The sequence below is a fragment of the Pseudoalteromonas simplex genome (assembly GCF_015278155.1).
In the GTDB taxonomy this organism is placed as follows: Bacteria; Pseudomonadota; Gammaproteobacteria; order Enterobacterales; family Alteromonadaceae; genus Pseudoalteromonas; species Pseudoalteromonas simplex.
Genome location: NZ_JADILN010000004.1, coordinates 1 through 27000, shown reverse-complemented (window position 1 = coordinate 27000; position 27000 = coordinate 1). Strand labels below are relative to the sequence as shown.

At 37.4% G+C, this 27000-nt stretch carries 22 protein-coding genes and 1 tRNA gene; 9 read left to right on the top strand and 14 right to left on the bottom strand.

The genetic code is table 11. The features are described from left to right. Together lptF and lptG are read left to right on the top strand one after the other, a co-directional pair. Nucleotides 1-1113 carry an LPS export ABC transporter permease LptF gene (gene lptF, locus IRQ78_RS09460; RefSeq protein WP_054552637.1) on the top strand — a complete coding sequence of 371 codons (1113 nt, stop codon included), beginning with the start codon at nucleotides 1-3 and terminating at the stop codon, nucleotides 1111-1113. Further along, on the top strand, nucleotides 1110-2177 hold the full coding sequence (gene lptG, locus IRQ78_RS09455) for an LPS export ABC transporter permease LptG (protein WP_054552636.1): 1068 nt from the start codon (nucleotides 1110-1112) through the stop codon (nucleotides 2175-2177). Before lptF ends, lptG begins: the two co-directional genes overlap by 4 nt. Before the next feature lie 62 nt (nucleotides 2178-2239). Here lptG and IRQ78_RS09450 read toward each other — a convergent pair whose 3' ends face one another. After that, nucleotides 2240-2740 (bottom strand): RDD family protein, encoded by a 501-nt coding sequence (locus tag IRQ78_RS09450; protein WP_194441899.1) that lies wholly within the window; start codon nucleotides 2738-2740, stop codon nucleotides 2240-2242. 420 nt (nucleotides 2741-3160) lie between these two features. Between IRQ78_RS09450 and IRQ78_RS09445 the strand changes: the two genes are divergently transcribed. Beyond that, a tRNA-Leu gene (locus IRQ78_RS09445) sits at nucleotides 3161-3245 on the top strand. A 144-nt stretch (nucleotides 3246-3389) separates the two neighbouring features. Here the strand turns inward: IRQ78_RS09445 and IRQ78_RS09440 are convergent. The 3 genes from IRQ78_RS09440 to IRQ78_RS09430 all read right to left on the bottom strand — a co-directional run bounded on the left by IRQ78_RS09440 (nucleotide 3390) and on the right by IRQ78_RS09430 (nucleotide 6771). Continuing rightward, the gene (locus IRQ78_RS09440) at nucleotides 3390-4445 is read right to left on the bottom strand and encodes a tyrosine-type recombinase/integrase (RefSeq protein ID WP_194441897.1); all 1056 of its coding nucleotides are present in this window, start codon (nucleotides 4443-4445) and stop codon (nucleotides 3390-3392) included. 73 nt (nucleotides 4446-4518) lie between these two features. Continuing rightward, on the bottom strand, nucleotides 4519-6264 hold the full coding sequence (locus tag IRQ78_RS09435) for a tyrosine-type recombinase/integrase (RefSeq protein ID WP_194441895.1): 1746 nt from the start codon (nucleotides 6262-6264) through the stop codon (nucleotides 4519-4521). 174 nt (nucleotides 6265-6438) lie between these two features. Next, the gene (locus tag IRQ78_RS09430; RefSeq protein WP_138598903.1) at nucleotides 6439-6771 is read right to left on the bottom strand and encodes a hypothetical protein; all 333 of its coding nucleotides are present in this window, start codon (nucleotides 6769-6771) and stop codon (nucleotides 6439-6441) included. 105 nt (nucleotides 6772-6876) lie between these two features. Here IRQ78_RS09430 and IRQ78_RS09425 point away from each other — a divergent pair, with 105 nt between their 5' ends. From IRQ78_RS09425 to IRQ78_RS09410, 4 genes are all read left to right on the top strand, one after another. Continuing rightward, the gene (locus IRQ78_RS09425; RefSeq protein ID WP_194441893.1) at nucleotides 6877-7194 is read left to right on the top strand and encodes a hypothetical protein; all 318 of its coding nucleotides are present in this window, start codon (nucleotides 6877-6879) and stop codon (nucleotides 7192-7194) included. A 49-nt stretch (nucleotides 7195-7243) separates the two neighbouring features. After that, a complete protein-coding gene (locus IRQ78_RS09420) occupies nucleotides 7244-7636 on the top strand; it encodes a hypothetical protein (RefSeq protein WP_194441891.1) in 393 nt (130 codons plus the stop codon). Between the two features lie 893 nt (nucleotides 7637-8529). Then, nucleotides 8530-9387 (top strand): hypothetical protein, encoded by an 858-nt coding sequence (locus IRQ78_RS09415; protein ID WP_194441890.1) that lies wholly within the window; start codon nucleotides 8530-8532, stop codon nucleotides 9385-9387. A 425-nt stretch (nucleotides 9388-9812) separates the two neighbouring features. Beyond that, nucleotides 9813-10049 (top strand): hypothetical protein, encoded by a 237-nt coding sequence (locus IRQ78_RS09410; RefSeq protein WP_194441888.1) that lies wholly within the window; start codon nucleotides 9813-9815, stop codon nucleotides 10047-10049. A 167-nt stretch (nucleotides 10050-10216) separates the two neighbouring features. On the opposite strand, the gene IRQ78_RS09405 is transcribed toward IRQ78_RS09410, so the two are convergent. From IRQ78_RS09405 to IRQ78_RS09380, 6 genes are all read right to left on the bottom strand, one after another. After that, nucleotides 10217-13687, bottom strand: a complete 3471-nt coding sequence (locus IRQ78_RS09405; protein WP_194441885.1) for a PAS domain-containing hybrid sensor histidine kinase/response regulator — start codon at nucleotides 13685-13687, stop codon at nucleotides 10217-10219. A 1-nt stretch (nucleotide 13688) separates the two neighbouring features. After that, nucleotides 13689-15947, bottom strand: a complete 2259-nt coding sequence (locus IRQ78_RS09400) for a hybrid sensor histidine kinase/response regulator (RefSeq protein ID WP_194441883.1) — start codon at nucleotides 15945-15947, stop codon at nucleotides 13689-13691. 9 nt (nucleotides 15948-15956) lie between these two features. Next, nucleotides 15957-17225, bottom strand: coding sequence for an ABC transporter substrate-binding protein (locus IRQ78_RS09395; protein ID WP_194441882.1), 1269 nt, complete (start codon nucleotides 17223-17225; stop codon nucleotides 15957-15959). An 83-nt stretch (nucleotides 17226-17308) separates the two neighbouring features. After that, entirely contained in the window at nucleotides 17309-18232 is a 924-nt protein-coding gene (locus tag IRQ78_RS09390; RefSeq protein WP_194441880.1) for a GGDEF domain-containing response regulator, read from the bottom strand. Beyond that, nucleotides 18223-20334: a two-component system response regulator gene (locus tag IRQ78_RS09385; protein ID WP_194441878.1), complete on the bottom strand. Its 2112-nt coding sequence runs from the start codon at nucleotides 20332-20334 to the stop codon at nucleotides 18223-18225. The genes IRQ78_RS09390 and IRQ78_RS09385 overlap by 10 nt, the downstream gene beginning before the upstream one ends. A 415-nt stretch (nucleotides 20335-20749) precedes the next feature. Continuing rightward, nucleotides 20750-21622: a hypothetical protein gene (locus IRQ78_RS09380; RefSeq protein ID WP_194441876.1), complete on the bottom strand. Its 873-nt coding sequence runs from the start codon at nucleotides 21620-21622 to the stop codon at nucleotides 20750-20752. A 992-nt stretch (nucleotides 21623-22614) separates the two neighbouring features. Between IRQ78_RS09380 and IRQ78_RS09375 the strand changes: the two genes are divergently transcribed. Continuing rightward, entirely contained in the window at nucleotides 22615-23019 is a 405-nt protein-coding gene (locus IRQ78_RS09375) for a hypothetical protein (RefSeq protein WP_194441874.1), read from the top strand. A gap of 423 nt (nucleotides 23020-23442) precedes the next feature. On the opposite strand, the gene IRQ78_RS09370 is transcribed toward IRQ78_RS09375, so the two are convergent. The 3 genes from IRQ78_RS09370 to IRQ78_RS09360 form a co-directional block, all read right to left on the bottom strand. Continuing rightward, on the bottom strand, nucleotides 23443-24240 hold the full coding sequence (locus IRQ78_RS09370) for a hypothetical protein (RefSeq protein WP_194441872.1): 798 nt from the start codon (nucleotides 24238-24240) through the stop codon (nucleotides 23443-23445). Nucleotides 24241-24312: 72 nt separating this feature from the next. Beyond that, the gene (locus IRQ78_RS09365; RefSeq protein WP_194441870.1) at nucleotides 24313-24894 is read right to left on the bottom strand and encodes an AbiV family abortive infection protein; all 582 of its coding nucleotides are present in this window, start codon (nucleotides 24892-24894) and stop codon (nucleotides 24313-24315) included. Between the two features lie 136 nt (nucleotides 24895-25030). Continuing rightward, on the bottom strand, nucleotides 25031-25519 hold the full coding sequence (locus IRQ78_RS09360; protein WP_194441868.1) for a hypothetical protein: 489 nt from the start codon (nucleotides 25517-25519) through the stop codon (nucleotides 25031-25033). Between the two features lie 301 nt (nucleotides 25520-25820). Between IRQ78_RS09360 and IRQ78_RS09355 the strand changes: the two genes are divergently transcribed. Next, complete coding sequence (locus IRQ78_RS09355; RefSeq protein WP_194441866.1) at nucleotides 25821-26189, top strand: DUF7668 domain-containing protein; 369 nt, start codon at nucleotides 25821-25823, stop codon at nucleotides 26187-26189. A gap of 695 nt (nucleotides 26190-26884) precedes the next feature. Here IRQ78_RS09355 and IRQ78_RS20785 read toward each other — a convergent pair. Continuing rightward, nucleotides 26885-26989: an IS3 family transposase gene (locus IRQ78_RS20785; RefSeq protein WP_138602026.1), complete on the bottom strand. Its 105-nt coding sequence runs from the start codon at nucleotides 26987-26989 to the stop codon at nucleotides 26885-26887. Nucleotides 26990-27000: the final 11 nt, after the last annotated feature.

Below are 27000 nucleotides of genomic sequence, written 5' to 3'. Positions count from 1 at the left end.
TTGCTAATTTTTCGTTATTTGACCACTGAAGTCTTCAAGTCGCAGGTCGCCGTATTTTTAACTTTGATGACTATTTTTGTGTCTCAAAAGTTTGTTGTTATTTTAGGAGACGCCTCTGAAGGGGGTCTTCCAGCTAAACTTGTGCTTTCGATGATTGCGCTAAAACTTCCTCAACTTGCTTCACTTATCCTGCCTTTGAGTATCTTCTTGGGTATTATTTTGGCGTACAGTCGCATTTATGCTGACAGCGAAATGACAGTTTTCAGAGCCTGCGGTGTCAGTGAGTGGTACGTAGTTCGGGTAACGCTTATCTCAAGTACTGCCATGGCTATTTTAGCTGGTGCCCTAACTCTTTATGTCGCACCATGGGCCAGTGAGCAAGAATATCAATTAAAAGAACAAGCAAAAGCCGATGCTGGCTTATCGGCATTACGTGCTGGGCGTTTCCAGCAAACAGGTAACGAAAAAGCGGTCGTTTTTATTCACAACATTGAAAACAGTGGTAAAGAGCTACACAAGGTATTTGTTGCGCAGTTACCTGATCGTGAAAAAGGTGACTTAGCCCGTTTAGTGTATGCAGAGCGTGGTGTGGTGATTGAACAAGATAACGGTGAACAGCAACTTGTTCTTAATGATGGTAAGCGTTACGAAACAGACGGCGAGTCTGCTGCTTTGAACTTAACTGAGTTCGATGGTTACAGTGTACAAATTCAAGATCAAGAAATCGAGCACCAGCGCCGTAAGTTAGAAGCAATTCCAACCCTTGATTTATTGAAAATGAAAACCTCTGAAGCCATTGCACAGTGGCAGTGGCGTTTAGCTATTCCACTTTCAATTCCATTATTAACTTTACTCGCGGTGCCTCTGAGTGTGGTGAATCCGCGCCAAGGTAAATTCGCTAAATTAGTGCCCGCAATTAGCTTGTATTTAGGGTATTTCATTTTGTTGAATGCCGCTAAGTTTGCTGTTGAAGATGGAAAAATACCGCCTTCAATTGGCTTATGGTGGATCCATTTATCAGCCTTGTTTATTGGTGGTTTCTTGATTATTAAAGGTCGTCCGCTCGGCGCATGGTTAAAGGCAGTTGTGACTAAGCGGGAGTTAAGCGCATGATGAAAACACTCGACTGGTATTTAGGTCGCAGCATAATTCAAACAACCGGTTTTGCTTTAATGGTGCTGGTAGGTATCAGTACCCTCATTAAGTTTATTGAGCAGTTAAAATCAGTTGGCCGTGGTAGCTACGATATTGCAACAGCGTTGATTTACACCCTGTATAGCATGCCAGGTGATTTAGTTATCTTCTTCCCAATGGCAGCATTGATTGGTGGCTTAACAGGTCTAGGCGCATTGGCATCAAATAGTGAGTTGGTTGTTATGCAAGCGGCGGGTATGTCACGTTTGCAAATTATTGTATCAGTCATGAAAACCGCGATGTTTATGGCTATTTGTATGATGGCGCTAGGTGAATGGGGCGCCCCAGAAGCACAGCTCAAAGCAAAAGAAATACGTAACCAAGCGATTTATGGTGGTGATGTATTTAATGCTAAGCAAGGTGTGTGGGCGAAAGATGGTAGTAACTTTATTAATATTGAAGATGTCGATCAGCAAGGTACTTTACGTGGCGTGCATATGTATCACTTTGATAAATCGTTGCAACTTACGCAAATTACCAAGGCAGAAGAAGCATTAAATCGTAAAGATGGCTGGTTACTTCGTGATGTAAATAAAGTCATGATCACGCCAGAGCAGATCACGACTGAGCAGTACAAAGAAGAGTTCTACGACTCGCAACTGACTGCTGAAAAATTAGGCGTTGTATCAGTTAAGCCCGAATCGTTGTCGTTTACTGGGCTTTGGTCTTATTTAGGTTATTTACAGCAAAATGAACAAGATACTAGCACCTATGAGTTGGCGCTATGGCGCAAAATCATGCAGCCAGTATCTATCGCCGTTATGCTATTAGTTGCTCTGTCGTTTATATTCGGACCACTTCGCACAGTAACCATGGGCGCACGTATAATCATGGGTGTCATAACTGGTATTACTTTCCACTTAACCAATGAGATATTTGGTCCTGTGGTAATGGTTTACCAAATACCTGCAGTGGTTGGTGCTGTGTTACCAAGTCTGTTGTTTATTGGGTTTGCAACATACCTGTTGAATAAACGGGTGTAAAATTCGTTTTAAATCATAAAAAAGCGTGGTTTGAACCACGCTTTTTTATGCTTGATTTGCCTTTAATCAAGTGAGCGATAAATACGTTTGTTTTCTTCTTTAGTTAAAGTGATCACTTCAGTTTTTGCAATGTAATCTTGCAATGCGCGTTTATTTTTAAAATCGATCAACACCACTAAATTACCTAAACCTAATAACGCAGTAATTGCTCTGATTGCACCTTGGTGCCAGCTAATTAAATGGCCATCGAGGGTTTGCACCTTCAAACGCCACGCGCGCATACCAATTGTTTGACCGCTTTTAGCCCAAAAGTAACTAAAGAAACTGATACTCACTATTACTAATAATGCGCTACGGATACCGTATAGTAAGGGTGAATTTTGAATGAAAGCAGAGACATCTTCGGCGTCACCAATGCTAAGTAACTCTAAAGAAATAAGCCCTTGAATAGCTAATAAATAGAGTACTGTTGTCAGCATCGCAAAGGCAATGATAACCAAGGTATCGTAAATTAAAGAGGCAAAGCGGCGCCAGAAACCGGCACGTGGAAACTCAGCTGACATAAACAATCTCATCCAATTAAATTGCGCAGTAGTTTAGCAAAGTCCTTCGCAAACAAGAAATACTTAACGGCTGTTTAGTATGCTGGGAACTGAACTGGCTTTGCTAACCTTAATTACATAATCAAAATGAGTATGCAAACATCACTATTTATTAAAGCGAAACCCACCATACCTTTAATCATCCAAGCTTTAAAATTTCAATACCTATAAAACTAGTAGGGTAGTGGGCACTGACAAACTCTGAAGTTAACAACTTGTTTAATTATTGTGCGGTTGATCAGTGACGCCGCACAAAACGCTTGCTGCCTTACCCATTCTTTGTATAATGCTTGGCATAGAGACAAAAGCAGTAAAAAAAGCTTTCGCTCTAAAGTGGTTTTTCTTTATCTTCTCGTGTTTAGAAGGTTAAAGAAAAATGAAGCCAGTATGATGGAATTGGTAGACATGACGGATTCAAAATCCGTTGCCTTCGGGCGTGGCGGTTCAAGTCCGCCTACTGGTACCACTTTTCAACCCGTTGATTTTCAACGGGTTTTTTCTTTTCTGCAATGTGCTTTTTCTTAGTCACATCCATTTTTTTATAAAATTAACCCAAACTGTGACGATTTTTTGCCACAGTTTTGTTTCTGCTTTTTACTTGTCACAATGGTCATGAGTTGTTTTTGTCACAGCTCACTTCTATTAGCTTGGATTCTTGTAAGCTGGATTTTGGTCCATCAATATTTTTCGCTTGTTCAGCAAGGTACTCTTGCGAAGGGTGAGCATAACGTTGCACCATTTCTAAAGTTTTCCAGCCACCTAGTTCTTTTAAAGCCAACAGATCTGTACCAGCCTCAATATGCCTTGTTGCCCAGTTGTGTCTTAAGTCATGAAACCTTAAACCATCCAATTGTGCCTGTTTGGTAATGCGTTTCCACAGTGCATCTTTAATATCTTTAACAGGGTTATTGTTAGTATTTACAAATACATAAGTAGAGCTTCTCTGCTCTTTTAGCTGTGAAAGCATCGTTATTGCTTTGTGAGATAATGGTACTATGACGTGATCTTTCGATTTGTGATCTTTCGCATCAATATAGATACACTGTTTGCAGAAGTCGATTTGTGACCATCGTAGTGAAAAAATATTGCTTCGCCTCATTCCTGTGAGTAAAGCGAAAATGAGGACACTTCTTAGGTAGTAGGGCGCGCATTCTAAGAGCTTTATAACATCAGCGTTATCTAGTTTAAAAAAGGCACGTCTAGGCTCTTTCTGTATCTTAATTACGGGTACTCTATCTATCCAGCCAAGCTCTTGGTGACAGAAGTTTAAAAACGCCTTAAGCTCTGCCAAGTATCTGTTGCGAGTAGCAATTGATATTTCTTGCTTTTTTGCAATAGTCGAGAGTACTAAGTGAGTGTCTATTTTCTGGACATTAGGATCGGCTAATTTGACCTTCCACCATTCTAGTTTTGATGCTTTTTCTTTAACTGTGCGATTTGATTGTCTCGATTCAAGATAAATCTCAACAGCTTCAGAAAAGCAGTGTGCTTCAGGCGTCGGATCAGTGATTTGCCTCCAAAGTTCTTGCTTTAAGCATGCTTCAAAGGCTTCTGCCTTAGCTTTTGATGTTTGTCTGGTGCTTTTGTTTATACGCTTGCGCTTATCTCCATAGCTTAGCTCAAACTTTGTGTACCAATACTTACTCTCTTTTTTCTTATAGATCATAGGTTATGCTCCAGTGAATACCTATGCTATTAACTTAATGATAAAAAGAGGAAAATACAGAAGGGTTTATTATTTATGTTCGACTATTTACAGCTTGAAATTCAGCTTCATTAACACCTGTATGAATATAACGTAGAACACCTTCTCTTGATTTCCAGCCTCCAGCGGCTGCTATTGTTTCTATTGTTGCCCCTTTACGTCTCATGTCAGTGGCAAAATAATGACGGGTTTGATGCAGCACAAAGCTTTCAGGTAATCCGGCCTGCTTACATGCCTTGCGGATTCTAGCTCTTGATAGCTTTAGCATCTTTCCGTTGGAATCTGCAAAAAGTCTTTTATCAGTAATATTATTCTTAGCTTTATATTCATATATCTTTTTTATACAGGCTATAGCTTGATCACTAAGAGGTACATCACACATAACCTTTGCTTTGTTCTTGGATTCAGGTATATGGAATATCTTTTTATCTAAATCTATTTGAGTTTCTTCCATCATGAGAACTAATGTGAGCCTAAGTCCTGTACACCATAGTAGCTCCAAAAATAGTTTATCTAGCGGGTTTATAGCATATGCATCTATAAATTTAGACCAGGTATCCCACGGCAGCTCTATTAAATCGCGACGATTAGATTGAAATGATGGAATAGATGGAACAGCCTTTATTAAACCTAGAGATTTAGCAAGATCTAGCGATTGGCGTATATCTGACGCGTACGTGTTCATTGTGGCAGAGGCCCAATCACACTCTTCCATGCTCATGAAAGTAAAGTATATAAAGGTCTCATCTACTTGAGACAATGGAATGTCGCCCATTAAGTGGCTTAAAGCAACCAATCTTCGGCATTGAGCTCCTAGCTTTTTGTTTTTAGTGCTACTTGATTTTTTACTTTTAGCTTTCTTTGATTTTTTATCTTCACTGTTCTTTTTTTTATATAAAAGTAAAAAGGCATCGTTGAGAGTTTTTCCTTGGAAATCTATGAGGCTAACTCCTTTATCGATAGAGGCTTGATGCAATAGTTCATTAGCTCTAGCTTTTGCTTCAATAGGATCACTTGTCTTTAAACTCATAACGCCGCTTTTTTGATTTAATAACATCTTTAACTTTTTATTGCTCCTAAACGATAAGCATAAGTATTTGCTATCGTTTCTCTTTGTAATTGCTGACTTTGTGAGAGTTACATAGTCTGGAATCTTACCGGATTCAAATGTATCTATGTGTGAGTCAATTAGTTTGGTTTTTTGATTGCTTGTTAGTTCAGAATAAGATTCGATTTTATCTATATGTTCTGGCAAATAATCATCGCATTGAGACTTTTGTTGTTCTTTCTTGCTTGGTAGTGAAGCAGACGAGGCTTCAGTTGATTGAATGGCTGTTTGAGCTGTACGCTCTTTTGAATCATTAGGCACTTTATCTTCGTTAATAGACTTTCCAGAAGGTAGAGGAGATACAGCGGTCGATTCGAAACTGGCCTTATTCGATTCACTAACAAATTCATGGTCTACATTAGTATTTAATTTATTATCGTCATAAAGTGTTCTTACTTGAGTTTGCATTTCACTTGCTGTTGAAGTGTTGCTACTAGATTCTCCCCACAATACTACCAGCTTATCAATAGGTGGAAATAACCACTCTCCTGAGCGAAGGCGAATAGTGTTGATAAGACCATCGTCAGCCAGACCTTGCACATCGCTTTCTGAAATACCAAGTACACACGCTATATCTTGTAAACTGCTAGCAAACTGATTTGAGCGCACAGCACAACTCACCATGCCATCAGGCATAGTGTTTTGCTTATGGTCTGCGTTCAATTGTTGCATGCAAAGTCTTTTTAATCTGAGAATGTGAAAATTCTAAGATGAAAAAAACTTTCAAACTAAAAAAGATTATGCAAACTTTGTATTTACTAAATAATTTTCACTCAAGCATGAAATTTTATAAGTTGTTGATTTTTATATTTATATAAGTGAAAAGCCAGCATAGCTGGCTTTAGGTTATAACGAGTCAAAAAACGCGTTAACTGATTTATCAAACAAGTGATAAAAATATAAAAATTGTCCAGTGTGTTGAATATGTGATTGCACATCTCGCTTGAACTGTTTCAATAAGTAGAAATTACAACTGAAAAACACGTTCGTAGCTGGGCGCATCTCTTCAGGCAACGCTTGCATAAAAGAGTCGCTAACGACTATAAACTCTTGCTGAGCTACATAATTTCTTACGTAATATATGTAGCCATCATTTTGTTCATATAAAGCAATATATTCTTCATCATTAGCAACTGCAGGTCGCTTCTGAAATAGTTCCACAACGTTTGAGTTAGTCATATTCATCTCCAAAAAGTTTGTCTTCGAAAATAAATACGAGCTACTTATGCAAAATTTGCATGGTCTGCCGCTTCTTATTTGTAATTAAAATTACATGGAGTGAATATGATGGAAAATGACAAATTTAATGCTGCTGTAGCGGCCGATTTTTTAGAGAAAGTTAGTCAGTGCCTTTATCAAGAGTATGACGCTATTTATGACTTAAACTTTACAGAAGATAATTTTGATGTAGAGAAACTGTTATTTCACTGCTTTTCTAGTAGCTACAAAATTAGTTTTAGCTATGAACAGTTATCTCTTCTTAGGTCACTATTATTACTACTTTGCAGCAACACTCACTTATTAATGAGTAATGAGGCTGGTGATACTGAAGACTTTGTTGATGAACGTCAGTTAGAATTTGACTTCGATAACTCGCATTAATTCGCTTGCAGTGAACATGTTTATCTTTAAGTACATATAGGAGATAAACATGAGCCAAACAAAACTTCAAATTGTCAGAAAGTACACAAGAGAATCTAAGTCACCTTTTCAAGACGCATCGACGAGCCTATGGCTTGCAAGTGTCACTAACGAAGACAGGCTTGAGTTAGACTTTTCACAATACATATACGTCCATCGTGATGATGTTGGAAAAGTTGTCGGGGTTAGTATTAGTAAGTCTATTGCTCGAGAGCATAGCCTTGAAAGTCAGTATCTTGAAGGGAGCGGTATGTATCGCATACTTATCTTGTACATTGACCAAATAAAAGATTTCTGCGAACACTGGGCTGATGAATTTGAACAGTTCTTTCTACTGCCGCCTGATTTGTTTTTCGAATTAGCGCAGTGGCATTGGAACACAATCATTGAAAATGATGGTTAATTGAAGCGACTCGAAAGAGTCGCTTTTTCTTGAACATATTACTACCAGATAGCGTCATGTTCTTACTTGCACTGATACTATTCGTTGGCATTCGCTTTTTTATTATCTAGATATACCCAAATAGCGCCGCCAATCATCATTGATAGGGGGACCAGAAAAGTTAAGTATTCAATCTGAAAGTTCATAGCACTTCTCCAATTCAATGTGAGGAAAAAATATAGCTCGTTACCTTTGCTAGTAATTAACTATAACACATCGCAAACTGAGCATGATTTCACTATACGGCCTTAGAACAATAGCAATGTCATTTCTACTATCCATCACATGCTAGCTCAAGTAAAAAATAGCGGCGCTAGTAAGATAGTAAACCAGAATTCACTTTACTAAACAGGTAATAAACGCACTTATTTTGCTTGTTTATTTCTTACTTAATAGTGCGAGACATACTGAAATAAGCAGGACGCTCAATCATCACTTAGCAAATGTCGTTACCACCGCACCCTGGCGGAGGACCTAGATTTGGCTTCTTTAGGAGGTCAGCTCGCATATATAAGCGGTTTGCGATAAGAGTTAACTGTAGGGAGAGTTAGCTGTGTGAGTTGCACGAATGCGTTGCAGCAAACTCAGATGAATGGCAGAGCAATAAAAGAGAAAAGCAGGCACCATGTGCCTGCTTTTCTCTTTAGATTTCTCATCGACCAAACTAATGTATTTGCAATGTCTTTACAGTTGTAAAGTATAGGTATACTTGCGTACATCGTCAGTATACCTTCCTCTTTGTGTAAAATTCCCTCAGTTAGGACCAAATTTGCTTAAACACTATTTACATATATACAATACAGAATGTAGAATGCAAATGATAACTAATATCATTAATTTTAAATGGAGTATTTATGAGATTTATTAGTTCGCTGCTGTTATTAAGTTCAACTCTAATAGCTTGTTCGTCTGTTTCAGAGGCTAAGACATATAATGGAGCGGAGTGTTATCAGTGCACTAGCTTAGAGAGGCAATCTAAAGCAAATTCATGGGCTATGAACAACATTAGCAAATCAAACCTTGGCTCAAGCAATTCTAAAACGGTTCATGTTGTAGATTTATATAACAAAGAAATTTCTACATACAAAGTTTGGTTGGAGTCAACGCCACTTCCACCACCAAGACCACCAGAGGTTGCCCCTAGGTCATCTTTAACAGCAACTTCTAGCACAGTGCAGAGATACATAGAAGATGTTAAGAGTTCAATTCAAAGTCTACATGCAAGCGCCCAAAATATAGAGATACAAACTGGTGGAAGCACTGGTATTGATAATGCGTGGTCATTTGTAAATTGTGCATTTTGCAAATCTGAAATTAACTCTCAGCTAAATGACAGTATATATTCTTCAATGAGAACAGCTGAAGCAAGTTTGATCTCAATTGGTAAAGCTTTTGGTTTGATTAAAACTGATATTCCAGATCAGTTTATTATACCGCTGTCATCAGGAGGACATATCAAAGTGTCTCTTAAATTACTTTCTCAGCCAATTAAAATTGAAGCAACAATAAATGAAGTTGTAGATGAGAATGGAAATATAATTCCTAAAAATGCAAAGGAGCTAGCTGATTTGAGAATTAGAGTAGGTACTATTTCTCAAGCAAATAGTATTAATATTACCATAAAAAATTTCAACTATTTTATCCCTATCAGAACAGGAACGGTTACAATCAAAGATTGCTCAGGTATTAATGCGCCTGCCTGTGGTGGTTAAATTTAAGTTAAAATAAATGATTGAGGGTTGCTAAACCCTCAATCATTAAAGGTTGTTCATTATCTAATCGGGTTTTACTATATTATCCTTTGATTGCAGATGTAGCGTAAATGATTTTCGCGGTTAAATATAAGCGTGAAGCTTCTGCATTTTTCTAACTCAAGCCTATGAGTTCTATTAGTAGAAAAGTGACTAAAACTACTATTAACAGAATCAATATAATTCACCTTTTTAAGTTTAGTTATAGGTATGTTGAGTCATGGGCTTTACTACCCAAATGCGGCTAACCTTTTTCCTTTTTAAGAACTTGTTTCAGTCTAAAAATCAATGTAATGAAGTAGGTGGTCTTAGTCACTTTCATTAAGTATAAATTTCCTCATAACAAACTTATGTATTTGCACAGTACATAAAAGAGGAGAAACTGTGTGAAGACATTACGCTTAAAGTTCGTTCTAGATTTAGTTCGAGTTATCGTGAATGTAATTTATATATCTGTGGTTATTGCGGTTGGATTTTGGGTCGTGGACTATTTTTCCATCTACAAAGCTGCATCAAGTTACTCATTTTCGGGTATTGATGGATATGCACGACTTATTATCGCATTCATATTTGCAGAAATATTAGGCTATGTAGAATTAAGCTTAAGAGAAAAATACTTGTAATACTCAGCGCCCAACGGGCGCTTTTTTAATGAAGTTTGTGGTCGAGCTGTTGACGCTATGTCTAACTTATTTTTGGACAAAAAAGAGTTAGTGTCGGCGGATTGCTCTATGCAATTTATATAAAGTGACCCCTAATTAGCACCGCCTCTCTAAGACTTAAGCAGAGCTTACTTGTAAGGCTCTGTACTTTTTATAACATCCTCTACTAACCTAGGCATCATTTCTTCAACAGAGGCTAGCTGAGTGCCGATATCCAAATTACCTTTCTCAGCTATCACCTCAATATCAGAGAATAACTCTCTTAATTTGTTAGCGCTTATTTCACCACACATCCCTTTTAACGCATGCGCTATTTGACGGACTTCTTCACTATTCCCTTTTTTGTGTTGCTCTATTAGTTCCTGCACTTTAATTGGTGCTTTTACAACAAACACTTCACAAATTTTGTTTAGTAAGACTTCTTTATTTAATAATCGTGCAAGGGCTTGTTCGCGGTCCCACAGCTTTTCTTCGAGTTCATTAGCAACAAGAGGTATTGCTTTAGATTGCCCCTCGTAGCTTGATAAAGACCATTTAACGACCTTCTCTAATACTTTAACTGCCTCAATTGGCTTACTCACATAATCACTCATCCCCACAGCTAAGCATTTTTCCTTTTCACCTGCCATCGCGCTTGCGGTCATTGCAATGATAGGAACATCAATAAACGACTCTCCGGCTTTTCCTGTGCGTATTTTTTCACATACTTGATAACCATCTAAAATTGGCATTTGGCAATCCATCAGTATGCAGTTTATTTGCTTCTCATTTGTGTTGAAGTGATTTAAAAGTTCAATTGCATCTTGTCCATTACTTGCTGTTAAAATATTTATAGGCAGCTCATCTAATGCGCCTTTAGCAACTTCAATGTTGATTTCGTTATCATCGACAATCAATACCGTACAATCTTTTATTTGCTCAATGACATCATCTGAAAGTTCAAAGCCGCTAGTTTCAGAAAGTAGATATAATGGCTCACTTTTTGGCACTTCGTAGCCAGCTACTTGCACCAGCTCTGTTTGGGTTATAGGTTTAGTGATTTGAGATACTTTTGATGCAATACCTTTAGGGAGTGGATTTCCTGGTTGATGAAACGTTATAAATTGAGCACTTTTGTTATTTTCGCTTAAAACTTCAATGATTGAACCTATGTTATTCGTTGTATCATCTTCATAGTCTAAGAATACGTAGTCAAAAGCTTTGTTTTTATGGACGCTAAGTTCCGCCATAGAGCATGTGCTGACAATACCTCCCTGTAAACTGATTGCCTTTTCTAAAACTTCCCAAATATTCTGATTACTGCTCGCCACCAAAATTGCTTTATTCTCGTAATATTTTACAGGAACCTGAATGCTTTCTGCATTGCAGCGAACTTTAATATTGAAGGTGAAAACACTGCCTTGGTTTAACGTTGAACTTACAGAAATGTCTCCATCCATTAATTGGCATAATTGTTTACAAATAGACAAGCCAAGTCCAGTCCCCCCAAACTTTTCTGATATTGCCGTACTTGCCTGCTGAAACGCATCAAATAATTGTCCTTGCGTACTAGGCGCTATCCCTATTCCCGTATCTTGGACCTTCACTTTTAAATCATGTAACTTTTCCGATATGCGCTCAGAACTAACAGTGACTTTTATATAGCCTTTGTCAGTAAATTTTATCGCGTTACTGATTAAGTTATTTAAAATTTGGCTGAGTCTGAGCGGATCTGTTTTAATATTCTCACAGTTTAAGTCACTGGTATCTAAATATACATTTAACCCTTTATCAAAGGCTCGAATAGCACTTGATTCAACTAGTCTTTCAATTAGTAGTTGTAGATTGATTGTTTTAAGATTTAGATCCAGTTTACCTGCTTCAATCTTAGATAAATCAAGTATGTCATTAATTAATAGATTTAAATTTGATGCACTTAGATCCATCATTTCAACAAGGTTTCGTGATTTATCAGACAACTCTTCTCGTTTTAAAATATTTAAAGTGCCAATGACCCCATTCAATGGAGTTCGAAGCTCATGGCTTATGTTCGATATAAATGCGCTTTTAATATCGCTATGCTTGATCGCATCATCTTTAGCCTCTGCAAGTGCCTGAGTACGCTTTCTAACTTTCGCTTCTAGCTCTGTATTTAATCGTTTTACTTTTATTTCAGCTTCTTTTTCTTTTGTTATATCTCTAATAATTAAAGCAAGTCCAATTAAAGTACTTTGTTCAGAAAATACGGGACTAACAGATATCGCAAAATGAAACGTTGTTTCGCCAAATTGTTCGGAGAATTCATCTTTAATTTGTGATTTTGAGCTTTGTATATCATTAATGTAGGTCTGGGTGGGTAATTTTGAGAGAAACTCAATGTCTATTGCTGGTTTCCCTAATGCTGTCACTTTAGAAATTGATAACAAACGCTCCGCTGTATTATTTATACTTGTTAACTCACCCTCTAGATTTAACCCAACGATTGCATCGATTGACCCATCAACTATTGCAGATGCTTCTCTGCGAGCTTCCGCTAATAACTGGCTCCTCGTTGCATTTCTATAAAACATTATAAGTAATATGGAAGTGAAAACACCAATAGCCGCTAGGAAGCCATAAGTGATTTCACGTTTCTCATTAACTAACATTTCTACGTATTTTTCAGGTACTAAAAGATTAAAGTTAATATATCCATATTTATTCCTAGGTCTTGTTTTCACTTTTGTAGAATGTACATAAAACTGCAAGTTAGGGTTAAGTTTTGATGTTACCGTGTAGAGCCCTTGATATTGAACTTTCTGACTATAAACTTTTTCCCACGTTAGGTCTGGGTTTAAATCTCGTGAAAATTGATAGTCTTCTACAGGATGGTAAATAAAGTCACCTTCAGAGCTACTAATAATTAAATCAGAGTAGTTAAAAACGGTTCGTTTAAGATTATCAATGAGTGCATTAGCATTTACATTCATAATTAAAAATGCATACCGCTTTCCTTTATCACTAAAGATGGGAATAGAAAAACGTAACATTGGCTGGTAAGGAAAAACCACTTCACCAAATTCTTTATTTAAAGTAAGTGGCGACATGTAAATTTGATTCGTTTCAAGCTGAGAGCTTGGTAAAAAGTATAGCTCACCGCTTTTAGCCTGCAATGAGTAATCAGGCACAGCCTCTACAGATGCGCCTACTCTTTGCACGCGTATTAACTCTCTACCCTCGGCAGTAACAGCAATAACACGAAGTTGCTCAACAGCGAGGTTATTTTCCATAAAACCAATAAATATGGTTTCTAGACGCTCTTTCCACTGGTTGTATGTAGTACCATCGTATGGATCAATTCCATCATTAAATTCAGCTCTTGGTAATCCCGATATAGGGGGGGTTGAGTATAAAAAGCGGAGATCTGATTTTGACTCAGCAATTGAACTAGTTACTATTTCTTTTAAGCGCTCTTGTGTCTCAGTAAACTCTTGATCAATTGACCCTAAAACATCACTTTTAACGTGTCCTTCAAAAAAATAAACTGCAAATAAGGCAAAAATAAAAAACACAAAGGAAACTATTGTTAAAAATACCTTCGAACCAACTAAACTTGCACCACCTTTATTATAAATATCCATACTATGTCCGCTTAATATTTGTTCTACACCACTTTAGCAAGATAGACCGTAAAGCGTCATACTCGAGTGGCTTTGCGATATAATCATCCATTCCGGCATCAAAACAGCGCTGCTTATCTGCACTTAATACATTAGCAGTTAAAGCAATAATTGGTGTATGTTTGAAAGCAGAAAACTCTCTAATTTTTACAGTGGCTTGCGGACCATCTAATACTGGCATTTGCATATCCATAAAGATAATATCAAATACACCTAGTTCACATTGTTCAACAGCTTCCTGACCATTGTTTGCCATATTTATAGAGGTAATATTAAATTCATTGAGCATCGCTTCAATCACTATCTGATTAATGTCATTATCTTCAACAACAAGCGCATTAATATTCGATAAATCTATATCTTCTTTAGGTGTAGTTAATGAAGCATCTTTATGATCTAAGTCCATTGAAGATAGTGTGCGCTTTGCTAACAGAGAAAAATAAAAATGAGATCCTTCTCCTAGTGCACTTTCGACTTGTAGAGGTGCTTCCATCAAATCTAATAATTTATTTGATATAGTGAGGCCCAACCCTGTACCACCAAAACGTCTTGTAATAGACGTATCTGCCTGAGAAAATGCTTCAAATAGTGTATTCAAGTGTTCACTTGCAATCCCGATCCCTGTGTCTGATACATTAAACGTAAGCTTTACTTCATCAAACCCAATCTCTTGTATGTTTACAGTTAACGAAACGCTTCCTCTCTCTGTGAACTTAACAGCGTTACCCAGTAAATTTATCAATACCTGCTTTAAGCGCGTTTCATCGGCCAAAAAAGTCAGTTTTTCAACTTCCGGAGTTGTAGAGATATAAAGCTGAATATTCTTACTAGCTGCTTGCTCCTGAAATAGGTGTTTTAGCTCCTCTAAAAGATAGCTTAAATCTACTGGTTCAGACTCAAGTTCAATTTTTGAAGCCTCAATTTTACTCAAATCAAGAATGTCGTTAATAATCACTAATAAGCTAGCACCTGAAGACTGTATGAGGTGTAGCATTTTGCTTTGTTCTTGTGTGAGTGTCGTGCGGCTCATCTGGCGAGCCATGCCTAAAATACCATTCATCGGTGTTCTAATTTCATGGCTCATATTTGCTAAAAACTCTGACTTAACTTTTGTTGTATGCTCAGCACTTTGCTTCGCTTCAGATAGGTCTTTACTTAGCTCTCTAAACTTATTAGCTGCCTTGGCTAAAATACCAATTTCGTCTTTTCTTTTTAAATCATAAATTTGCGCTTCCAAATCTCCGTCTAAGAAATGTGTGAAGCTATTTGTTAAGCGTTTAATCGCACGTATAATTTGCAAGTGAAAGAATGCTGATAGAGAGACAATGTAAATAACAACTATCAAAGCAAGTACATTTAAAATGCTTTCTGTCATTGAAACCGTCTTTTGAGCATCCCGTTTTATTTGTTTTAGTTGCGTTAACGAATCTTCCCTTAAGCTATTCGCAAGCGTACTAAATTCAATTGCATCTCCAGCCATTACTACATTTACTAAGCTTAAATAGTTTCGATTAGCCTGAACACTTTTTGAAAAAGTATTTCGATAGCTATTAGACAAATCGATCATATTTTTAAATTTAGATTTATCTGCAACGTTTTTAGATAGCGAGTTCAGTATTTTTTCAACTTCAGCTCTTTTGGCATAATCTTTTTTTGTTAAAAATTGATAAGCATCACGATGCAGCATATGCCATAGATTAAGGTACTCTGTAACAAACAACTTCTCATTTGTATCAGTAGCCTTCGCTTTTAAATTTTCAAGAAGTGAAATTGCGTTCAAATAAATTTGCGGTAATTCTTTTTCAATTAAGTCATTCCGTCGTGTAAAGCGAAATGTCAGTACTTTTAAGTTAGCGCCATAACGACTTACAAGCTCCGTCATACCATCAAGATGAATTTGAATACTTTCCGAGCCTTTTATTACATTAATTTCAGCTAATCGCTTTTCAATACTTTCAAAATTTTCCATGATTTTTTTAAAAACGGGTGCACTACCTGATGCACCATAAACTGAGATATCCCTTTGCATCTCAACAATATCTTTATTAATTTTTAAAATATCTACAGCATAGTTGCTAATCTTACCGATGTTATTAAAAGAGTCCTCAATCGTTTTAAGCCTTTGATTCATAATCAAATAACTCGCGCTCATAGCGACTAAGACAAGCACCATTGCTAGCGACATTTTGACAGCAAGAGATTTTGAAAAAAAACTTAACAATTTACTTCCTTATGCGTTAAGTAGTTCATACCACTTATCTAAACTGTAATCATAATTTGGCATCACAGTATTCCAAACCGCAATATTCGAAAACCGTTTAATATAACTGCCACCATCCCTTATTTCGCCTGCTTTAATAGATACTTTTCCATCTGTTCCCTTCAAGTCAGTTGACGCTTCTTGTCCTTCATACCAATAGTTCCACTCAGGTTTAGACATAAGCGGTTGGCTACGACTAGGGTTAGAAATGTAATATCCTTGCCTTGCTATAAATGCACCTGGGTAGCCAGATAACCACCAGTTCATATACTCATACGCAGCATCTTTAACATGCCCATGGGTATTTTTTGATAAACACATAACTCCATGCCATGCTCTGTAACCTTCTTTTGGCGATGCATAAGTTACTGGAATGCCTTGCCCATTTAGCGCACTGACACCTGGTGAGAACATACTTTGAATGGTCACTCGGTTCATTTTCATAAAATCAACAGATTGTGGTACTGACGTCCAAAAGCCTGAAAAATGACCTTGGCGTTTCTTTTCAAATAAAACGGCAAATAATTGGTCAATCTCGGCAATAGTCATATTGCCTAAATCATTAAATTTCATTAATCCTTTAGCTTGAGCAGCTAGAGCAGCGTCAAAAATGCCTATTGTTGGTGCATTAACTAATGCTACTTTCCCTTTATTCTTTTCATCTAATAACCATGCCCAAGACTCTGTTTCGTAAGGAATACCTTTTTCAATTACATTCGTGTTATAGCCAAATGAATCTACATTATGTACATAAGGCATGAAGCTAATTAATTTGGATGGTGTTTTTCCTAACGAACCATCCTGCTGTGCATAAAGAAGCTTATTTGGTGAATCGCCTGAACCTAACTTTGCATCCGGTACAATTTTGCCTATCTTGGAAAGTGGGTTTATTTCATCCCAATAAACAAGTCTATCAACCTCGATTGGCTGAATGGCATCTGCTTGCCACAAAATATTAATAGAGTCAGACCATTGCTCATACAAATCAAAAGAACTAGGGTCTGCTGCTGCTTTTTGCAAAACGGCGGCACTTCCCATTGGCGAAAACTCAATGTTTATACCTAGTTCGCGCATTGCTCTTTGTCTAAGCTCTTCTTGCAACGTAACATGTGTTCCCATTACACGAAGGGTTACTTTGTTCTTTGCAAAAACATAAGGGGCTTTAAACGCAAGTGTTGATGCCGCAGCACCAACACCGAGTGTTTTTAGAAAATCTCGACGCTTTTGGGAATGTTCCATTGTATTTCTTGGTAAGTTAACAATCTCCAAAGTATAGGCTATGTTCCTGAGGTTTCTACAAAAAGCAGTAAGAAAAGCCTAAATCAATCACAAAAGCTAAGCCTAAAACAGTTTCGCCCATCATTTTTAGCCGCATAAAGCGCCTTATCTGCGCAATTAATTAGCTCATTAAAGCTCACCTTATTTTGATGCTCACAGATAACCCCACCGATACTGACTGTCGCGCGGCCCCAAATAGACTTAACATGCGGGATATTAATTGTCTCAAGCTCAGTTGATATACGGTCACATATGAATTTAACACCTTCGAAGTCAGTGTATGGCAGTATGATAAGAAACTCATCGCCACCATATCGTATTGCTATATCTTGAGGTCGTTGAATAGAACGCTCAATAACATCAGCAATTAGTTTCAGGTAAGCATCTCCTTGCGGGTGCCCGTATTGATCGTTGTATAACTTAAAGAAATCTAGATCAAGCATTAGCAAACTGAACGGTTTCTTCTCTCTTGAAGTTTGTTTAAAAACATTAGCAACTTCAAGGTCTAAATAGTGCCGATTAAATAAGCCTGTCAACGAATCTTTATAAGTAAGCTGTAATAGCTTTTCTAATCGAAGCTTATTCTCTAAGTGATTTTTTGTACGATGTATCAACGTGGATGCTGTGATGGGTTTATCAATAAAATCGGTAGCTCCGGCTTCCCAGCATGCATTTTGACACTCTGTATCGAAAGTCGAAGTTATGAAAATTATTGGGATATTTTCGAAAGTAGCTTTAGCCTTAAGTCGCCTACAAATATCCAGACCACTTATATCCGGTAAATTAATATCTAGTAAAATCAAATCTGGAAGTAAATCCTCACAGGCTTCTAAAACAGCCTGACCAGAAGAGTATGCATCCACGGAGAAATGCTCCTCTAAAATAACACCTAGACTTAACCTGACCATCTCATCATCATCAACAATGAATACTTTACATTGTGATAATGGTTTTAAACTTAAGGGCATAATATTCCTTCAACCGTACTACTTTGTATTAGTTTGTTAGCCCTGTCGATATCCAAAGGCTTACTTAGTAAATAACCTTGACCAATTTGACAACCAAGCTCTTGCAGTCTGCCTTTTTGCTCCAAAGTTTCAATCCCTTCAGCCACAATTTGCAGTCCTAGTGAATGAGCTAATTCAATTATAGTAGTAACAATATTAAATGCTTGAGCATCATCAAGCATATCACGAACAAAAGACTGATCTATTTTCAGCACATCTAATGGGAATAATCTTAAATATGAAAGGCTTGAGTATCCAGTACCAAAGTCATCAAGAGCAATACTCACCCCCATTCCAGAAATAAGCTTTAATTGACTTACAGTATAATCAAAATTTTCAATCAAGGCCGATTCTGTCACTTCTAATTCTAAATAACGGCTAGGTAATTGCGTTCTTTCAAGAATCTCAGCAACAGTATCAACAAGTTTAGTATCTGTGAACTGTTTAGCAGATATGTTTACTGCAACTTTAATAGGAAGACCTTTATCAAGCCAAGTTTTCGCTGCAATACAGCTCTTTTTAAGAACTTGTTCTCCTAAGCGAAAAATAAGCCCCGTTTCTTCTGCATATTCAATAAAGTGAACAGGAGAAATAAAGCCACCTTGCCCATCTTTTAAACGAACTAAGCTTTCTACACCAATCAGTGTGTCAGTGTTCAAATCATATTTAGGTTGATAATGAACGTCGAGATCATCTTCATCTAATGCCTTTCTTAGTTTATTTCCAACCTCAAGACGCCTATTCATTTCAACCTGTAAATCATCACTAAAATAGAAGTAACTATTAGCAGATTCGTTTTTTGCTTTGTACATTGCGGAGTCTGCATGGCGAAGCATTTCTTCTACACTTGATGCATCATCAGGGTACACACTTATGCCTAAACTTGCTGAAAGAACATGCTGCTCACCACCTGACCTGAAAGGCTTACCAATAACATTAAGAACCTGATTAACCAGTGGCTCTAAACTTAAAGAATTAGCCGAGTGAGGAACAACGAGTGCAAATTCATCTCCCCCAACACGTGCGACTGTAATATCGTTACATGCGAATCGATCCAAGCTGTGACCAATATGTGCAATTATCTCATCACCGATATGGTGCCCTAAGGCATCATTAATAAACTTAAACTTATCTAGATCAAGTAACATTAAGCTTAACTTAGTGTCATTAAAAGCTGCCCTAGCAATACCCTGCGTAAGTCTATCGTGAAGTAACATTCGATTTGGTAATGATGTTAATTGGTCATGATGAGATAGATATGTCATCTGCATCGACATAGCTAAGGCTTCGCTCACATCTTGAAATACCATAACAGCGCCGCATTGATTATGGTTTTTATCAAGAATTGGAGCTGCGCTGTCTTCAACTCGATGTTCAATTCCTTGCTTACTAATCAATTGCGTATTTAAAGCCATGGCGACAGGTCTATTTTCTTTTAAAGCAACAGATAAAGGATTAATGGATGGTATTTTAGTTGTCGCGTCGCATAACTTCATGACTTCTTCAATATGGCGACCTTTTGCTGCAGTTTGTGACCATCCTGTTAGTCTTTGTGCTACAGGGTTCATGTACACAATATTTGCGTTTTTATCAGTAGAAATAACTGCATCCGCAATCGAATCTATCGTAATTCTCAACTGCTCTTTTTCAGCAAATAGTTCTTCTTGTGTTAGCTGTAATACCTTTTCTTGCGTTCTTATTTTTATATGATTTTCAATACGAATTCGACAGAGTCTGAGGTTTAGCGGTTTAGAAATAAAGTCTATCGCGCCTAAAGATAAGGCTTTTTCTTCAATCGCAGGATCGCTGTGAGACGTAATAACAACAGTTCTAATATGTGCCAAAATAGGCTTTTGCTGTATCACTTCTAAAATGTCAAAACCGCTGACTTTAGGCATTTCTAAATCAAGAATCAAAATGTCTGGTCTAATTTTTTCAATCAGCAGTATTGCTTCAGAGCTGTTGTTAGATGTTGAAATATCTCCAATTCCTTCTAAAGCATGCTCCAGCTGTAAGGTATTAATTTCTTCATCATCAATGATAAGAACGCTGCAATTGTCCATTTAGATTTCCCACAATACTTTGTACCTACTTACAATAACGCTAAAACAGTAAATTTGCGACACACTTTTTTATTAGTCTTAAAATATTATTTTTAGTTTTTTAAGTAGTTTTTGAGGTTGATTTACTTTGCCAGAAAACAGCATATTCAGAGCATAAGAAAATATTAAAGTCGCAATCACCTTCTACAGTTTCTAACTTAGAGCTAAAGAAATTAAAGAAAGAAGCAGATTTCACAAAGTCTTCTCTCAAAACAGAGCTTTACAGTATTTAGATTAACGCATTTTGGGGCAGAAAAGAGTTTAGCTCAAATTTAAACTGACAGTCACTGATTGAAAAAAGGGTAACTGTCAGATCAAGTATGAGCTAATACAAATCAGGAAACCATGTGACCACAATTGCAAGCATTATTGAAATCTAATAGAACTTATCATCAATCACATTAATAAACTTAGTTCTAATAATTATTTGTTCTTTGAGTAACTCGGCTTCTGACTCCGTCAGCAGTGGCTGCTTTGTTTTTTTGTCATACCGTGTTGGCATTTCATTGAGTAGCTGCTTGTAGAAGCGTTGGGTGTCTTGCTGAATTTTTGTTGATGCCACAATAAGAAACACTTTGTCATATAACTTCAGCTCTCCAAATAATGCGCTTTTAAATTTTAAAATGCTTTGTTCATGCTGTTGTTTTCGCTTGAATGAGTGCTCTATTTCAATTGCTGCGACTTCGTTATTGTTCAGTAATACTAACGCATCAACGTTTTTTATATCATTTGATGGGAACAGGCGTTTAAACTCCAACTCAGTCAAATAGGCTTTCCAGAGCGGATTAGGTGTACCGTCTGTATTACTATTTTGAATACCAAGCGCAAGAACTAAGCTTAAAATGCTGTCATGCATAATAGAATTTTGATTCACTTGGTGTATTGGCTCTGATGTTGAGCGAAAAGGGAAGTCAATTTGTGTTAACTCTCGCGCGTATTGTGCGCCTACGTATGATAATACATAGACGCGACCATCTGCCGCACGAATTGTTTTAGCTGCTTGAAGTAACCCCATATCGACGAGCTTGTTTAAAAACTCTAAGGTTTTTGCTCTACTTGTTTGCCATACTTCTGCACATACAATCGCTGATACAAATCCAAACCGCATTGCATGTTTTATTGTCCACTCTAGTTTTACCTGGCCTTGTTGTCGTCGGTTTTTATATTTTTTGTAATGCATATCGATGTCAAAGTAGGGCAGATATACATTACTGTTGGTAATACCTGAAGTATCTTTATCTATCGTCATTTTTATCTCCATCGTGATTTGTTTACTTGGAGATATGAAGGTTTGAGTGATACGAATTTTGCAAACATAGCAATGAATTATCGGTTTTTCATTAGGAGAAGCATTCGCTTCCGTGCACCTAATGAAAATACTTATAGATAAACTAAATATGAAGTTTCACTTCATTAATCGCAAAGGTTTCACTTTGAGATTAAACGCTTACAACCCACGCCAGCTCTCATGTTGACATTCGTCAACGAGCTAGCTCCACGAAGCGTTCGCTTCTAGGGTTGACGCTTAGCGCATGTCCGGCTTGCGCCGCACTAACCCCCCTTTTGCCATGCCAGTCTGCGCATTGATAAATCATGTTGCTTGTAAAGCAGGCAGTCGTTCGTGTCCTCACTTTTAGGTTTACTGTTTCATTGCTTCGCTATTTCACAGTAAATTTTTGCTCCACAAAAACAAAAGCGGGGTTAGTCCGCCACAGTCGGACATGCGCTGCTGCGCTCGAAAATTGGCTTCGCAATTATTCTTACTACGCGATTTATTGAGTTGTTTCACAACTGCTTTTATTGCAGTCAAAGCGGTTGCTTTGATGCGAGATGACGCTTCGCTTTGTAATTAACACCAGAACACTTTCTGCATAATCTACTTTTATTAATCTTTGATAATGCGTGTACGATTATCTCGTTGACAATAAACAGATACACAATCTCGAATTGTAGCGGGGTGAGTATCTTTGCTTTTATTAATGAACAAGCTCTACAAAGAGCCAAGGAGAACGAATTATGAGATAGATAAGATGGTTTGCCTGCACAGCGTTAGCTGTGATTAAACCGTAAACAGGCTGGTGTTTAGCGCTGCACGAGAAGCAAAGCCATAGATAAAAGCAGTCAACACTTTTTATCATTGAAAACTTTTTAGCCGATAAAAGTTTCTATAAAAATATGTTTGCAAATGAGTTTTAAATTCTTAAAGTCAAATAGCACCAAAACTAAAATTAAGGTGCAATTATGACAGAGTTACTAAGTTTAAAACTATTCGGCCATTGTTCTGTAGAGCCATTTATAGAAGAAGATATAGACACACAAGTAACCCCAATTGATGTATGTGATGACATACTGACCAACCCTTTAAATCTCTCAGCGCAGATAGATATGGCTGCTGCAACTGCTTGCGTGCTTACAGGTGAAAGCGATATTTCAGAGCACTTTATAGAGCCTGTATCGTTAATTGATATTAATGACAACTTAGCTTTGTCAGAGTCAATATCGAGTACTGATGAGTGCCATGTAAACCACACAGACCATAGCTTTATGTTATCGGATGAAGGCGGGATCATAACGTTTGATGACGACCATGGTGCCACGGACTGGGGATTTGATGATGCAGGTATCAGTGATAATACAGATTTTTAGGTTAAGCAAAGCTTAGTTTACGTAAGCAAAGAATTAAAAATTTTGTCCTAGTAGTTAGTCCTACCAAAGCCCACATTAGTGGGCTTTTATAGTTTTCAAACCCTGTTATTGATTCAGTATGTTCTGTTTAATATGTATTTACGACTTCGCCTGGTTTCAATCATAAGTGCTTACTCATTTTTTTCTCAAAGTAGGGTAATGTAAAAGCGTTAAAGGTCTGCTTTTAACAAGGAAAAGGTGGTTGGACAAACTCATATTTGGACAAAAACGAGCTAGGTCGTCGGCTGTATTTGATGAATTTCGCATACAAACTTCTATGGCTAGCGCGACCATAACCCACAACCGACCATAGTGCTTTGGGCTAAACTGGCACTTGCGTCAAGCCCAAAAAGCTCAGCGGAAGGAGTCGGGTTGATGGCCCCGTTAGATGCTTCTATCTTTAAGACGAGACTCAAGGAACCCCCTTATTTTTTCTCTCTCTTCATCTGACTCAATTAGATCACATAATCTTTCTAAGCTATCTTGGAGTCTACCCAAAGAATCAGATTCATTGTATGAATAATCAATAGGTGTTTTTAGATTGAAATCAGTATTTGCAGCAACACTACTGGTATGAAGTCTCTCTGAAGGTTCATAATATTTTATATTCGCTTCAAGAAATTCTAATCTTCTAGCCATGTAATCTACACAATCCTGAGATACCGCCAGTATATGTTCAGTTATTTCCTTGAAATCTGGAGGATATGCAAAGTCAATAAAGGATGAAAACACCTTGTGTTCACCTGATTCTTTTACATAAGAGTTAATTGCAAGTTCCAAAACAGCGATGTTGTAGAAAATTGCACTTGGTATCAAGTTCCCTTTCATCTCTAAATTAAAGAGAGATGGTTGCCATTGAATGCTCTTTTCAAGCAATTTAGCATCTAGATGGCCTACGCCCTTATTTCTAATATGTTTAATGAAATCGAGTTTTCTCCTCAACTGGGACATATTCGAGCTTTTAAAACCTAAAGCATTAAGGGAACGTTCTATTTGATTAAGATTATCTGTTAGGTTTGTCAATGTGATGACGAGAAATCTGAAATTCCTAAAGTAGCTCAATAAACTATCAGCATCATTTCGAACATCTATCATCATTTCTGTAGATGCAGTGATATCATCCAATGTGAGAAGCATTGTCAGATAAGCTTTCTTTGCGTCTATTTGTTCAGGACTAAACATTCAATATTTCCATAATCAATGGTGAATTGCTCTAGCATCTAACGCCCAAATCAGCTGCTCTGTAAGCGTCGGCTACCTTTGCTTGTTAAATGTTTTTTTCGCTATTTTTCTTAAATTTAAAGAACTTTTTGCTTGAGCTATCTTGCCGACTGTTTGTGATTCAACGGATTCATAATAACCAAGCCTTTCCGTTAACTTAACTAGCAACTCTCGAACTTTAGTTTGATCAAACAAATGATTCGGCTGTGTAAACTTATTATCTACAACGCCTGCGTATAAACTATTGTTTTTATGAGCATTTAATTTCGATGTACTCGTCAACCCGTTTTGAAAATCACGAAGATCTGAATCATCAGAACGAATTTCACTATTTAGATAGTTTTCTACATGCATGAAGTCTATTTTTTTTATATGACTAGATATCCTCTTGTTAAAAACTTTCCAGTCGATTGACTCACCATTGGCTACATCCATTGCTATGCCAACGAGCATCGGAAGCTTGGAAAGCTCTTCATTACAAATATGCGCTAATGTGTATGCACGAGCATAAAAACCATGGCTTTCAAGTAATAGGGCTTCTTTATACAAGCTCTGCGCATTTTGTAAAACACAAACTCTCGCATGTTCTAACTCTTCAATATTTAAATTTTTCACCGTGCTATCAACTCCATTTAACGTCGCAATAACGGGCGCTTACCAAACTGCCCAAAACTGCTTAATCATTTATATTCACAACACTTTGAAAAACTTCCGCATTGACAAAGCGTCCCTTTTTATAGCCTTGTTATATTTACACTTTTCCCAATGCGCAATTTACAGCTTCTTGTAAATGTGGCGGGTTTCTTTCTGGGTACCTTTCTCTGATTATTACTTCGATTGCATTTCTAAAAGCCTTGGACAAATGAATAATATCCGTGCCAACAGAATCAACATTTACAGGTTCAAACGTGTATCGAGCATGAGTAAAAAGATTCTTATAGCGTTCTAATTTCGACTCAATGTCAAGATTTGGCAGCTTTTCTTTTAACGCTGCTTTATCATCGAGATCTATTTCTAAATACAGTTTAAGGAGATCATGTCCTTTTTTAACCTTTTTATATCCCTCATAGCCGTCAACTTTGTCTTGGATGACTAAGAAAGACTTTAAATAGATTTCAATCGATAGTGCTGCATTTATAGCGGCAACCCAGAGACAACCATCGGTTTTAGACAATACTACAGCCGCATCTTGATATTGGTTCGCTGAAGAAAAAACCCTTTTGTTAGGGACTTGTTTCATAACCTTCCTCTATAAATATAACAATTTAATATCGACCCAATGGGTCGTTTTCTTGACTATAGGAGAAATACGGAATCACTGTATATAAGTACAGTCAAATTTAGAACTAACTCAATGAGAACTCGTTCACCATTTTTAAACCATATCGTCGAATTTATGCTGACTAAGCAATATTCGCTCAGAACCGATGATACCCCGTTAAGCAAAATTTTCTAGCTTGTTTTGGGGCATAAACGAGTTATTGTTGAAAGTTCGCTATTGGCGATAACGGGAAAATAAGAAATAGATATAAGGAAACTCAATGGTTATTAAGGACGAACAAAAAGAGCTACCAATACCTGTTGAGTGGCGACAAATATTACACGCCGTTGTGGAGTGCCTCGTTAAAAATGACTACCAGTCCATTAGTAAAATTTCATTAGTGTCAAAATTACCTGAGGCTACCTCAATCCAAATCAATTCTTACATTGAAGATTACGGTGAAGAGTTGATTAGCTTACCTGAAGACGCATGGGATTCATCTGTCTATGTTTGGCAAAGAGGTTATTGGGATGTTCTAGTGGATTTATGGACGAGAAATGAAGGCCATAGTGATCTGGTTTTAAGTGTTAGGGTTTACGAAGAACGAGAAAGTTATCGGTTTGAGGTGCAGATGGTTTGTGTTTTTTAAGCTTAACAGCAACGGCTAAAATGCCACAAAGCCCGTGATCGTAAGTGTTTAGCTTCAAGTAAATTATATAAAAAACTGTGACGATTTTTTGCCATTGTGACAACATTTTGTCACAGTTACAAAATATTAAGTGTTAAAATATCAATAACTTAGGTTTTAATCAATGCTCTTACACAAATTCAAAATCCGTTGCCTTCGGGCGTGGCGGTTCAAGTCCGCCTACTGGTACCACTTTTGAACCCTAGCCAATTGGTTAGGGTTTTTTTATGCCTGAAAAAAGTAGTTAGCGGACTTGAGCGCCACGCGAGGCATGGCACTGAAGCAAGTAAAAGTCCGCCTACTGGTACCACTTTTGAACCCTAGCCAATTGGTTAGGGTTTTTTTATGCCTGAAAAAGTAGTCATCGGACTTGAGCGCCACGCGAGGCATGGCACTGAAGCAAGTAAAAGTCCGCCTACTGGTACCACTTTTTAACCCTAGCCAAATGGTTAGGGTTTTTTTATGTCTGAAAAAGTAGTCACCGGACTTGAGCGCCACGCGGGACGTGGCACTGAAGCAAGTAATAGTCCGCCTACTGGTACCACTTTTGAACCCTAGCCAATTGGTTAGGGTTTTTTTATGTCTGAAAAAGCTACCAGCCATCAGCTGTCAGTTTTTAGCCGAGTGATCTGACCCCGATAAAGTAGACACGGGGTTTAATTAACTTGTTCGTACTGCATGGGACTTTTATACCCTAGGGTGCCATGCCTTCTTACTGAGTTGTAGTATTTTTCAATATAAAAATACGTTTGTGTTGTCATTTCACTACGAC

Excerpts from the sequence above, each read along its gene's own strand:
- IRQ78_RS09380 (WP_194441876.1), bottom strand. The coding sequence starts at position 21,622 with ATGACGATAGATAAAGATACTTCAGGTATTACCAACAGTAATGTATAT.
- IRQ78_RS09375 (WP_194441874.1), top strand. The coding sequence starts at position 22,615 with ATGACAGAGTTACTAAGTTTAAAACTATTCGGCCATTGTTCTGTAGAG.
- IRQ78_RS09440 (WP_194441897.1), bottom strand. The coding sequence starts at position 4,445 with ATGATCTATAAGAAAAAAGAGAGTAAGTATTGGTACACAAAGTTTGAG.
- IRQ78_RS09450 (WP_194441899.1), bottom strand. The coding sequence starts at position 2,740 with ATGTCAGCTGAGTTTCCACGTGCCGGTTTCTGGCGCCGCTTTGCCTCT.
- IRQ78_RS20785 (WP_138602026.1), bottom strand. The coding sequence starts at position 26,989 with ATGACAACACAAACGTATTTTTATATTGAAAAATACTACAACTCAGTA.
- IRQ78_RS09385 (WP_194441878.1), bottom strand. The coding sequence starts at position 20,334 with ATGGACAATTGCAGCGTTCTTATCATTGATGATGAAGAAATTAATACC.
- IRQ78_RS09435 (WP_194441895.1), bottom strand. The coding sequence starts at position 6,264 with ATGCAACAATTGAACGCAGACCATAAGCAAAACACTATGCCTGATGGC.
- IRQ78_RS09415 (WP_194441890.1), top strand. The coding sequence starts at position 8,530 with ATGAGATTTATTAGTTCGCTGCTGTTATTAAGTTCAACTCTAATAGCT.
- IRQ78_RS09360 (WP_194441868.1), bottom strand. The coding sequence starts at position 25,519 with ATGAAACAAGTCCCTAACAAAAGGGTTTTTTCTTCAGCGAACCAATAT.
- IRQ78_RS09425 (WP_194441893.1), top strand. The coding sequence starts at position 6,877 with ATGATGGAAAATGACAAATTTAATGCTGCTGTAGCGGCCGATTTTTTA.
- IRQ78_RS09390 (WP_194441880.1), bottom strand. The coding sequence starts at position 18,232 with ATGCCCTTAAGTTTAAAACCATTATCACAATGTAAAGTATTCATTGTT.
- lptG (WP_054552636.1), top strand. The coding sequence starts at position 1,110 with ATGATGAAAACACTCGACTGGTATTTAGGTCGCAGCATAATTCAAACA.
- IRQ78_RS09395 (WP_194441882.1), bottom strand. The coding sequence starts at position 17,225 with ATGGAACATTCCCAAAAGCGTCGAGATTTTCTAAAAACACTCGGTGTT.
- IRQ78_RS09430 (WP_138598903.1), bottom strand. The coding sequence starts at position 6,771 with ATGACTAACTCAAACGTTGTGGAACTATTTCAGAAGCGACCTGCAGTT.
- IRQ78_RS09370 (WP_194441872.1), bottom strand. The coding sequence starts at position 24,240 with ATGTTTAGTCCTGAACAAATAGACGCAAAGAAAGCTTATCTGACAATG.
- IRQ78_RS09405 (WP_194441885.1), bottom strand. The coding sequence starts at position 13,687 with ATGGATATTTATAATAAAGGTGGTGCAAGTTTAGTTGGTTCGAAGGTA.
- IRQ78_RS09355 (WP_194441866.1), top strand. The coding sequence starts at position 25,821 with ATGGTTATTAAGGACGAACAAAAAGAGCTACCAATACCTGTTGAGTGG.
- IRQ78_RS09420 (WP_194441891.1), top strand. The coding sequence starts at position 7,244 with ATGAGCCAAACAAAACTTCAAATTGTCAGAAAGTACACAAGAGAATCT.